This window comes from Helicobacter sp. T3_23-1059, from assembly GCF_053654515.1.
The window spans coordinates 91,134-103,137 of sequence record NZ_JBSIUV010000004.1 but is presented as its reverse complement, the minus strand read 5'-3'; the positions used below and the strand labels follow the sequence as shown (position 1 = coordinate 103,137).

Sequence of the window (12,004 nt, the reverse complement as noted above, 5' to 3'; positions counted from 1 at the left end):
TTTTTTTTTTTTTTTAATTTTTTTTTTTTTTTTTTTTTTTTTTTTTTTTTTATTTTTTTTTTTTTTTTTTTTTTTTTTTTTTTTTTTTTTTTTTTTGATTTTAGGAAATCTAAATTTTATATATAAACCACATATTTTTGCCTAAATATTACAAATTCCACCTAAAATCCACCCCCTAGCTATATTCAAAAAAATGCAAAAAAATACTGATATTTATTAGGTTTAGTTCTTATTTGTTGTTTATTTTTCATTATTTTTTTGCTTACTTTTTGTTTCTTTTTGATTTGCAATCTGTTTTTTTTTTTTTTTGTCTAATGCGCTTTGCAAACATAAAAAAATCTTGTCAAAAATGAATGTTGCTAAAAAGCTAAAAAGGCAAACAAAAAAGAGCCAAAAATCCAAAAAGAGCCAAAAAGCATTATTCACTATGACATAGATTTATCACACTGCGTCATTTTGTCTTTGTTTGATGACAATCCCTCTAAACATCTCATAATCACCGCTACCTAACAAGCATTATGAGAATCTTAGAGAATGGTAAGCACAGCTAGCAAATGCGCGTTTGTGGGTTTGCATTTTTGCCTTTTTTTGCCTTACTACAAAATCTAATCCACAAGGAGACACTATGGGAATTTCTCATAATGCGCACGGGGCTAGTTGCGCTACTTCACTAGCCACAAACAAACTCAGTAACTCAACCAAAATCGCTTGCTCTGTGGTCGTAGCCACTATGCTGTTGCCAAATATCGCTTTAAGCGCGCAAGATGTAAATCTAAGCGATGAAGACAAAAAACAAAACTACACCGCCGTAGATGCTGACGCTATCAAAAGTGGCGAGGGCGTAAATGTCAAAGTGGACAATGCAGTAACTGTGAGTGAGATTTCAGGTGCAGACGCTAGCAATGTTACCAAAATCACAGGCACACTAAGCAATGCAGGCACAATCACTGATATAAAAGCCAATACACAAATCGGCACAGAGGGCAATGTAAGCACAGGGATTGCAAATTCTGGCACGATTACCAAAATCAGCGGAGGCACGATAAATGGTAGCATTACGAATAATAATGGTGGCACAATCGCTGATATAAATGGGACTGCCACTATCAACGCAAATATTGACAACCAAAAAGGTGCTACTCTAAAATTCACTTCTGGCACGCTAAATGGCAATCTCTCAAACGCTGGCACGATAGAGGCTATCGCTGGAGGCACGCTAAATGGCAATGTCCAAAATAGCGGGACTATCACTGCGATTTCAGCTGGGACATTTAAAAACACGCTACAAAACAACGCAGGTGGGACTATCACTACCATTAGCGGTGGGACTTTCTCAAATGGCGTATCAAATGCTGGGACTATTCAAACGATAGGCGCAGATACAGGGAATCTTAGCAACTCTGGAGCTATCACTACGATTTCAGCGGATTTGACAAAAGATGTGGCAAATTCTGGCAAAATCACTACGGTAAGCGGTGGCGTAGCTGGCGTGCTAAATAATTCTGGCGAGATAGGCGCACTAGGTGGAGCAGGCAAAACCTACAAAGATGTGCAAAATCGCGGAACGATTACTAGCATAGAAGATGGCACATTTACAAATGTAACCAACTCCAACACCATAACCGAAATCAAAAAAGGCACATTTACCAACCTTGATAATAGCGGGACTATCACTACGATTACCGATGGGACTATATCCAAAGGTAGCAATACAGGCACGATAGGCGAACTAAAAGGTGGTAGCCTAACTATGAATAATGATGGCAATATTACCACCATTAGCGGAGGCACACTCACAGGAAATAACAATCGCAATATCGGCACGATAAGCGGTGGTGCTCTCACAGGTAATAATAATGGCACTATCACTAGCATAGAAAACGGCACGATAAAAGGCGATAACAACGGGACTATCGGCACGATAAGCGGTGGGACATTTACTGACTCTGCTGCTACCGCAGGTGCGTATAAAAATGCTGGCTCTATCGATAAGCTAGGCGGTGGGACATTCACAGAAGGGCTTAACAATTCTGGCAGGATTAACACCATTAGTGATGGGACATTTACAAAAGCACTTAGCAATAGCGGGCAAATCGGCACGATAAATGGTATCGGCGCAAATGGGACTATAAATAACACAGGCACTATCTCAAATGTCGAGCTAAATGTAAGCCAAAAAGACACAATCGCCGAGCTAAATAACAATGCAAAAGGTAGGATTGACAATATCTCTGCTGGCACGATAACCGCCCTCACAAACGAGCAAGGCGCAACTATCGGCACGCTAGGAAAAGCGACAATCACAAATGCGTTTGATAACAAAGGCGTAGTAAGCCAAATCAATGGTGCGACATTTAGCGCGAAGCTAACAAATAGCGGACAAATCGGCACGATTTCTAGCGGGAGCTTTGCAGCAGATGGTATAGCAAATAGCGCGGGTGCAAGTATCGCAAATATCGCAGGGCTAGGAGAAGCCGCACTAGCAAAGCTAGATAATAGCGGAAATATCGGCAATATCTCTGCTGGCGAAATCACCGCGCTAACAAACAATGCCTACGCAAATATCGCAAATATCTCAAATCTAGCAAATGTCGGCACGGTAACAAATAGCCAAAACGCTAGCATAGAATCCATAAGCGGAGGCAAAATCACTACCAAGCTAGATAATAATGGCTTAATCGGCACGATAAGCGGTGGCGAAATCACTGCGCTAGAAAATACAGGTGCAGATACTACAAATGCTGCTAGAATCATCTCTATCGCTGGAGGCAAAATCACTACCCTTACAAACGGGCAAACAGATAAAATCGCTACGATTGATTCTATCTCTGGCGGGACGATAGAAACTCTCACAAATACTGCTGGCTCGACTATCCAAAGTATCTCAAATGGTGTATTTGGCAAAGCGGGTAGCAATCCTAGCAATGGCGCACCTGTGGCTGAAAGCGGTGGGCTTACTAATAACGCTACCATAGGCAAGATTTCAGGTGGTAGATTTTATAACGAGCTAAAAAATGAGGGCGAGAGTGATACTAAGAAAGCAAACATCGGCGAGATTTCAGGCGGGACATTTACCAAAATCACAAATGGCGTAGCAGATGATGCTAAATCGCAATATTCTAGTATTGACAAAATCAGCGGTGGAAATATCACCCTACTTGTCAATGCTGGCACAGGCGCGCAAAATGAACAAGCCACAATCACAGAAATCTCTGGAGGAAATATCGCCAAGCTACAAAACAAAGGCGAAATAACTAATATCACAGGTGGTAATATCTCTGAATTGGTAAATGAAAGCAAAAACAGCATAGGCGATATAAGCGGTGGGACTATCAATGTGCTAGATAATAAAGCTGGTAAAATCACCTCCATAGGTGCAAACGCAAAAGTAAATGCGCTAGATAATAATGGCGGAACAATCGCAAGTCTAACGCTAAACAACAACAATATCGGCTACAACGAAGCGACAAAAGCCCATATAAATGGCGAGGTAACAAACCTAAGTCTAAATGCGTGGAATCTAACGATTGATGGCACTGCTACGCAATGGGATAATAGCAATGATAAAAACGCGCATATCTATGTAGCAGATGGCTCAACCGTAACAAATGCTAGCGTGGCAAATGAAGCTATCACCGTGAATGTAGGCGATAATGTCAAATCAAACGAAGTGTATAGCTTTGATAATGTGTTTAAAACTGTAGGTGGTCAAGGCGGAACAATCGCAGGACTACAAAACGCAGTCAATGCAAGCCATATCAAAACCACTCAAGGGCTAAAACTAAATGCTACGACAAATGGATTTGGGCTTAGCGGTGATGCGGCAAATAGCTATGGTGCGCAAGTATTGCAAAATCTAGCACTAAATTCTGTGCGAAAAACGCTTATCACACAAGGTTTGCTAGACTCTCTAGTCAATCACAACTACTTCTCCGTAGTCAATGATGATGAATCTAGCGATGAGAAAGCAAACAAAAAATGGCGCGGTTTTGTGCTTCCTTATGCCACGCTTGGCAGTGCTAGCCTAAGTGCGGCAAATCAAAGCGAAGTCGCAGGCGGTGCTCTGCTAGGAGTGCAATACGCCACAGGTGGCTCTCTAGCAAGCCTATATCTAGGCTATGAGTATGCTAAAGCAAACTTAGATTTTAATCAAGCAGGCGTAGCTAGCTCAAGCGCAAACCTAAACACAAATGCGTTAAATATCGGGCTAAATATCCTTAGCAAATTTGGCAATGGCGAGACTTTCCAACCATTTGTCAAAGCAAATATCCGCGCAAATGTGGAGCTACCTGAGCTAACCATCTCTGCTAGCAATGTCAATGCAAAAGCGAAGCTAACTAGCTACACTATCGGTGCAGAGGCAAAGATAGGGGCTGCGTTGCTATTTAAATCTAAAGAGAGCTATCTAGCACCTGAAGTGGGGCTAAGCTATGATGTCTTGCATTTAGATGGATTCTCGCTAAAAACAGCAAATAGTGAAAAGTATGTCGAGCATAATTGGCAACTGCCACAAGTAGGAGCTGGAGCGAAATGGTATCATAGCTGGCATAAAATCTTTAAAACTAGCTTAAATGCAGGTGTGAAATACAATATCTTGCATACGCCTTATGCAAGTTTCACAATCGGCGGGCTAGATGAAAATATCGCTAGAATCAACCTCCCCAAAATCTATGGAAATGTCGATGCAAACGCAATCTTTGCTATCAACAAAAACCACGAGCTAACTTTGGGATACAATGGCGTATTTTACAACAGCGGAAAGGCACATTCTGTGGCGTTGAAATACGGATTTAGATTCTAGGATTTGGCTTTTTGGGAGGGGATTTTGGGAGGTGGATTTTTATGAGGGGGGATTTTGGAGGATTTATGTGGAGGGGGGCTTTTTTCTATTGCGATTTGAAGTAGGATTTGGAGGGGGTTATTTTTTAGATTTTATCGTGCAAAAATGTTGGCAACATTTTGCAAAATATAATAAAAACCCCTGCAATATCGCAAAATCTACATTTTTATGCTTTTTTATTCTTTTTAACGCTTTGCAAAACAAAATCTGCAAAAACCAACAATCTACTTTTTACAAAAACAAAATCCACAAAACACAACGACAACAAAGACTTAACGAATGCTTCAAATCAAACGATATTATCATTTATCAAACATTCTTGCGCTAAAATCACAAAATCTAAAACCACCGCAAGCAACATTTTAAGGATATAAATGATTTCCCAAGCAAGCATACAAAATCTAAAAACCTACATAGATATTGTCGAAATCATTGGTAGCTATATCGAGCTAATGCCCGATGGCAGCGGGTTTAAGGCATTGTGTCCGTTTCATAGCGAAAAAACCCCTAGCTTTAAAGTCTCGCCACAAAAGGGGCTGTATTTTTGCTATGGGGCGTGTGCCAAAGGTGGCGATGCGATAACTTTTGTAATGGAATATGAAAAGCTAACCTACAAAGAAGCGATAGAAAAAATCGCTGATATGTGCGGATTTACCCTAGAATACGACAATAAAAACGAAGTCAAAAAAACCGATGTGCTAGAAAAAATGGCACAATTTTACTCCCAAAATCTAGCAAAATCTAAAATCCACCTAGACTACTTGCAAAAACGCGGAATCGATGAAAATCTAATCAATACTTTTAAGCTAGGCTACTGCCCCACAAGCACGCAAAATCTAACCTACATAAATGCAAATGGGCTAGATTTTAAAGAATTGCTAGAATACGGCGTGCTAGGCAAGACTCAAGAATCAAATAGCTACAAAAACACCCATACAAATGGCACAAATGCGGGATTTAGAGCAAATGAGCGAATGTATGCTAGGTTTAGCGAGAGAGTGATATTTCCTATCCATTCCCCAAATGGCAAAATCATAGGTTTTGGCGGACGCACGCTAAATGACAACGCTGTAAAAGAGGGCAAAATGGGCAAATATATCAACTCCCCTCAAAGCGTGATTTTCAATAAATCAAAGATTTTATATGGTTATGACTTAGCGCGAAGCGCGATTTATAAGCGCAAGCAAGTAATCATAGTCGAGGGCTATTTAGATACGATAATGCTACACAAAGCAGGCTTTATAAACGCCGTAGCCACGCTTGGCACAGCTTTGACAAAAGAGCATATCCCACTGCTAGATAAAGGCTCGCCAGAGATTTTACTAGGATTTGATGGCGATAGCGCGGGGATAAACGCCGCTTTTAAAGCTTCAAAACTGCTAGCCCCGCTTAGCAAAAAAGGTGGGGTAGTGATTTTTCCAAATGGCGCAGATCCTGCTGATATGGTGGCACAGGGTAGGGCGAGCGAGCTAGAATCTATTTTTGCAAAATCTACACCTTTTATTGAGTTTTGTTTCTACCATATAGTTAGCAAATACGACATAGGTAAAAATCCTTTGCAAAAAGAGGACGCATTGAGGGAATCTAGCGAGTTTTTGCACTCGCTAAGCCCGCTTATGCAAGAAGAATATGTAGGATTTTTGGCAGATTTGTTGCATATCCCACAGCGACTTATCACTACAAAATACGACAAATCTAGCCTAATCAAACTTCAAACAAACAAAAACGCGTCAAAAAATAGCGTAGATTCTGCCCCGCTAGAATCTAGTGGCGATAGGCTAGAGCGGCTAATCCTGCGCTATATGCTAGAAAATGAGACATTATTAAATCGGGCGTTAGATTTTATAGATTCTAGGATTTTTATGGATTATCGCGGAGCGTTTGAGGCTCTTTGCAAAGAGGATAAAAATCACCCACAGCTTTTGGGAATCGCGCTTGATCCATTGCCTTTGCGAAACGATGATGATGGCAGGGGATTTGAAGAGGAGCTAAAATATTTTATCAAGCGACATTTAGAGAGGGAGCTAAAACTTGCCACAGATATAGCCATCATAATGCGCTTGCGAGCAAAGCTAGCAAAAATCAACAAAGGCGAATTGCAAACCATATAAAATCTTTTGTGGTGCTAGATTTTGCTTTTTTTGCGTAAAATGTTTGCGCGAAATGTTTTTGTGAAAATGCGTGGCAAATGTGGCAGATTTTGAGAGATTTTGCAAAATCATAAATCTTGCAACATAAAATCTAACAACGATAAAATCTTAATAAAAAAGGACAAAAATGCGAGCATTAGCACTTTTTAGCGGGGGCTGTGATAGCCTAATCTCTATGAAACTTCTCACAATGCAGGGCATAGAAGTCATAGCCTTGCATTTTAACATAGGCTTTGGTAGCAACAAAGACAAAAAAGAATACCTACATAACGCAAGCGCGCAAGCAGGAGCTAGGCTAGAAGTGGTAGATATAAGAGAGCAGTTTTTTAATGAAATCCTTTTTACGCCCAAATACGGCTATGGCAAGTATTTTAACCCCTGCATAGATTGCCACGCGAATATGTTTGCAAATGCGTTTTACTTGCTAGAAAAGTTTGGAGCTAGCTTTGTGGTGAGTGGCGAGGTGCTAGGACAGCGTCCCAAATCTCAACGCAAAGAGGCGTTAGACCAAGTGCGAAGTCTTGTAAGGGAAGTGGGCAAAAAAGCGATATTTGATAAGATTTTAGATAGAAGTGGGCGTGAAAAAACAAAACCACATAGCCTAGATGAGCTACTTTTGCGACCGATGAGCGCAAAGCTACTGCCTCCTAGCTTCCCTGAAAAAGTAGGCTGGGTAAGTAGAGAAAAACTGCTAGATATAAGTGGCAGAGGACGCACACGACAACTAGAAATGGTGCAAAAATGGGGGTGGAAATACTATGAAAATCCGGGCGGAGGCTGTCTGCTAACCGATATAAGTGTCGCAAAAAAGCTAAAAGATTTAAGCACTCATCGAAAAATGGGACTCCAAGATAGCACGATAGTAAAAATCGGGCGATATATGGTGCTACCAAATGGCGCAAGAGCAATCATCGGGCGCAATGAGAATGAAAACGCTAAACTAGATTTGCCAAATCCTGCTATGGAAAAAATCGTATTGTTAGAATCAATAGGACCGCTAGGGCTAGTCGAAAAAGACGCTAGTAAAGAGGATAAGATTTTGGCTGCACGCATAACGCTAGGGTATGCAAAAATAGCAAAATCTTATGAGGCAAATCAACAATCAAAAGAAGTAGATTTTGGGCTAGCGCAAAAAGCTAAAACGCAAGAAAACAAAGAATCAAAAGAAATAGATTTAGAGCCAACGCAACAAACTCAAACAAACATAGAATCTAGTTTAACGCAAACAAAATCTTGCTTAGCGCAAGCCCAAAATCCACGGCCTCAAAAAGTCCAAGTAGGCGAGCAAATCTATGAAATCCTGCCATATCCAAAAGAAAAAGCACATAAATTTTTGCTATTACAATAGGCATATTTTAAATTGCGTGTTGTTTAGGTATTGATAGCATTGCGTTTTTGTGCCACGCGTGGCAATCCACATACTACAAAATCTTGTCATACTGAGGTTTTTGCAAGAAACCGAAGTATCTCAAAAAAGCAACAAAGATTTGTCATACTTAAGGGACTAGCCCGAAGTATCCCAAAGCACAGATTCTTTAGAAAATCTAAAAAATACAAATAGAGATATTTCACGCTTGCGCGTTCAATATGACAAAAAACATTCCGCCATTGCGAGCAATAATTCCACCGCCGTTATTGCGAGCGTGGCAACGCCACGCGTGGCAATCTATCCGCTTGTCATACTGAGGGTGTAGCCCGAAGTATCTCTAAATCTAAAAAAAACGCAAATAGAGATATTTTGCTTGCGCTCAATATGATAAATGATATAGATTCTACAAAAATCCAGCAAAAAACTCCACAAAGTTTTTTTTAGAAAATCTAAAAAGTTTTCCTAAAAGTTTTTTCTAAAAATCTCTAAAAAAAATCAAAAAAAGTTTCCCAAAAACAATTCTAAAATTTTTCAAAAAATCTATAAATTTTTTTCAAAAAATTTTCAAATTCTTGCAATGCCACGATTTGCGTGCTTTTTTGTGAATTTTTCTCATTATTTGTTTATTTATGATAATTATGCGATTTGTTGTTAATTTTTATTTAAGCAAAAATTTTTTATAATCCGCGCATTTTATAATTTCTAAAGCGATTCTTAAAATCTTTAGGATTATAAAAAACTTCCAAAAACCAAACAAAAAAGGACAAACAATGAAAACAAACATAAACAATGCCTTGCAAAATGTAGCTCTAAACACCACTGCTTTGCGATACGCAACGCACAATGCAACTCAAAATCTAGTAAAATCTAACACAGCAAAAACGAGAGAGAGAGAGAGAGAGTAAAAGGCGCGAAGCATTAAACTCTAAGCATTCAAATACAAAGCAAGCACAGCTTCTAAAATCACAGCTTTTAAAATCACAATTTGCAAAAACACAATCCGCACAGATTCTAAAAACACAACGCACACAGCTTTCAAAATCACAATTTGCAAAACCACAGCACACACAACTTGCAAAATCTAAACAAGGAAAATCCAAAGCTATATTAAGTATGGCTAGTGTGTTATGCGTTAGCTCTCTAGCACTCGCACAAATGCCACAGGATTTTGATAAAAACTTAACTAAAGATTTTGCGCAAGATTTGATGAAAGAAAATATGCAAAATCAACAAACCACGCAAGAAAATCAACCAACCAAAAATCTACAAAATCAACGAACACAAAATCCACCAAACCAAAATCAACAAAATCAAACCCCACAAAATCAACGCCTTGCAATGTTTTCTACACAAACAGAATCTACCCAAGTAGATTCTAGCCAAACAGATTTTACCCAAACAAATTCTAGTCAAAACCAAAATCTAAATAACAATGCCAAAAACAACAATGCCTATTAAAAAACTCACAATACAGATTCCAACCAAGACTACAAAGACTACGAGCAACTGCAAGCAAAAGATTTGGGCAAAGTAAGTGTAAGTGCTACCAAAATCCAAACACGCGATAATATCCTAGATATAGAATCAAAAAATGTCATTATCATACATAAAAATGATTTGCAAGAAAAAGGCTATACAAATTTAGAGCAAGCCTTGCAACACCAGCCATCTATCACTCTTGCCCCCGCTGCAAATGGACAAAGTCAAATCGATATTCGCGGGCAGGGATTAGACGCTTCAAAATCGCTAAAAACATTTATAAACGGAGTGCCAATCAATCCAAATGACACAGGCTATGGCGCAAGTCGAAATGGCTTTGCGCTAAATGGGACAAATCCCTTTAATCTCGTGGATATTAACGACATAGAATCTATCGAAGTTTTGCCCGGTGGCGGGGCTGTGGTATATGGAAATGGCACGCGTGGTGGCGTGGTAAATATCGTTACCAAAAAGCCAAGCAAAAATTATGCTAGGGTTAGTTTAGAAGGTGTTGCTTATGAGGCAAAAAACACTTTGAGTGGCAAAGCAAGTATGGGTGGAGGAGCAAAAATCAAAGACAAATTATTTTTAAGCGCAAATGCTAGCTATGCCTACAAAAACGGCTTGCGCCCAAATGAATACACCAAAAATGCCTACGCTTCTTTGCAAACCTACTATCAAATAAATCAAAAACATAGGTTAGATTTTAGTGCAAATTATGCAAAATCCTATCAATTTTTTGCAGGGTATAATAATAAATTTAGCACAGGCACGCAAGAAAAATCCATATCCCAAATGAAAGCAGAGCGATATATCACGCCCACGCAAGCCACTTCAAATGGAATGGTAGAGCAGGATTTAGCGAGTGCCTCGCTAAAATATATCGCAGATTTTAGAGAATCGTTGCAGTTTAGTGCGCTTGCTTTTTATTCGTTTAGTGATTTTTTGTTTCCTGATATTGCAGGCGAACCATCTAGTGCGGGCGCAAATATCACAGGGACAAATAGCACACACAATACAGGGCTTTTTGCCAAAATCAAACATAGCACAAAAATAAATAAGCTATTTGTAGGGCTAGATAATAATGTCGAAATAAGCCAAGCAAATAGCGGGAGTAGCGATAAAAGAGGTGGGGTTAGGTATAGTGGCGCATTATATGTGCTAGATTCTTTTATGCCGAGTAAATTTTTCTCGCTCACAGGTGGGGCTAGGGGCGAAGTGGTGCATTATGATGTAAATCGCACCGCAGTTACAGCTTTTGGGCAAAATTTTAGCTTTATCACGCAAACCGCCACACAAAAAGACACCAAAGCAAACTACGCATTTGAGCTAACCCCAGCGTTTCATTATGGCGAAAATGGCAGTATATATGCCAAAGGTGAAGTAGGATTTATCAGCCCTAGTGTAGCTCAAATCGTAAATGCGGTTAGTCAAAGTGCGAATACAAAAGATCTTGCTAACGCAAACATAAAGCCAGAGCAGTATCTCACAGGCGAGATAGGGTGGAGAGATGATTTTAGATTTTCTAGCTTTATGATGAGTGCGTATTATACGCATAGTTTCAATGAAATCCGCTATATCTACCAAACCGCCGTGCGCAACTTTTATAATCTAGGCGAGACGCAACGATTTGGATTTGAGTTTATAAGCAAGCAAAAATTATTTAGCGAGATTTTGATATTGCAAGAATCTATCAATGTGAATTATTCTAATGTGTTAAAAGGCAGGGATAATACCGCTAATTTTAACAATAACTCCACAGCTGCAAGCGATGCAAGCCAAGAGGGCAAACAAATCCCTTATGTGCCACTTACAAAAATAAGCCTCCTAGCAAACTTGCAAGCCATAAAAGCGGGCAAACATAGGCTAAATGTATTTTACAACAACAGCTACTATGGGCAATCAGTCGATAATAACTATGCCGTGATGAATAAAGGCGGATATGTTCTAGGGGATATTGGGCTAACTTATGGCTATGGTGGATTTAGCATAAGTGCGGGGGTAAGAAATCTATATGATAGCTTTTATGTAGCCTATCAAGCTAGTAGCGCGGGAAATGCGATTTTGGGCACGCAAGGCACAAGGACTTATCTAGCGGGCGAGGGGAGAAACTATTACTTGACGCTTAAATATGATTTCTAGCTCTTTTAAAAACGGCTTAAAAAC

8 protein-coding genes and 1 pseudogene are annotated in these 12,004 nt (G+C 39.6%); 8 read left to right on the top strand and 1 reads right to left on the bottom strand.

Translation table 11 applies throughout. From position 1 onward, the window contains the following. Positions 1 to 625: 625 nt before the first annotated feature. The 6 genes and pseudogenes from ACWIX0_RS02245 (at position 626) to ACWIX0_RS02220 (ending at position 9,264) form a co-directional block, all read left to right on the top strand. Positions 626 to 4,801, top strand: coding sequence for a hypothetical protein (locus ACWIX0_RS02245; RefSeq protein ID WP_454171588.1), 4,176 nt, complete (start codon positions 626 to 628; stop codon positions 4,799 to 4,801). Positions 4,802 to 4,832: 31 nt separating this feature from the next. After that, positions 4,833 to 5,168, top strand: a complete 336-nt coding sequence (locus ACWIX0_RS02240) for a hypothetical protein (RefSeq protein WP_454171586.1) — start codon at positions 4,833 to 4,835, stop codon at positions 5,166 to 5,168. A gap of 46 nt (positions 5,169 to 5,214) precedes the next feature. Beyond that, positions 5,215 to 6,951: a DNA primase gene (gene dnaG, locus ACWIX0_RS02235; protein ID WP_454171584.1), complete on the top strand. Its 1,737-nt coding sequence runs from the start codon at positions 5,215 to 5,217 to the stop codon at positions 6,949 to 6,951. A gap of 166 nt (positions 6,952 to 7,117) precedes the next feature. Further along, positions 7,118 to 8,074 (top strand): annotated as a pseudogene (locus ACWIX0_RS02230) (argininosuccinate synthase domain-containing protein); the annotation flags it as partial. Positions 8,075 to 8,377: 303 nt separating this feature from the next. Further along, complete coding sequence (locus tag ACWIX0_RS02225) at positions 8,378 to 8,551, top strand: hypothetical protein (RefSeq protein ID WP_454171582.1); 174 nt, start codon at positions 8,378 to 8,380, stop codon at positions 8,549 to 8,551. A 578-nt stretch (positions 8,552 to 9,129) separates the two neighbouring features. Beyond that, positions 9,130 to 9,264, top strand: coding sequence for a hypothetical protein (locus ACWIX0_RS02220; RefSeq protein ID WP_454171580.1), 135 nt, complete (start codon positions 9,130 to 9,132; stop codon positions 9,262 to 9,264). 20 nt (positions 9,265 to 9,284) lie between these two features. On the opposite strand, the gene ACWIX0_RS02215 is transcribed toward ACWIX0_RS02220, so the two are convergent. Next, on the bottom strand, positions 9,285 to 9,419 hold the full coding sequence (locus tag ACWIX0_RS02215; protein WP_454171578.1) for a hypothetical protein: 135 nt from the start codon (positions 9,417 to 9,419) through the stop codon (positions 9,285 to 9,287). 53 nt (positions 9,420 to 9,472) lie between these two features. Here ACWIX0_RS02215 and ACWIX0_RS02210 point away from each other — a divergent pair, with 53 nt between their 5' ends. Beyond that, positions 9,473 to 9,817 (top strand): hypothetical protein, encoded by a 345-nt coding sequence (locus ACWIX0_RS02210; RefSeq protein ID WP_454171576.1) that lies wholly within the window; start codon positions 9,473 to 9,475, stop codon positions 9,815 to 9,817. A gap of 63 nt (positions 9,818 to 9,880) precedes the next feature. Further along, a complete protein-coding gene (locus ACWIX0_RS02205) occupies positions 9,881 to 11,980 on the top strand; it encodes a TonB-dependent receptor (RefSeq protein WP_454171575.1) in 2,100 nt (699 codons plus the stop codon). The last annotated feature ends 24 nt before the right edge of the window (positions 11,981 to 12,004 follow it).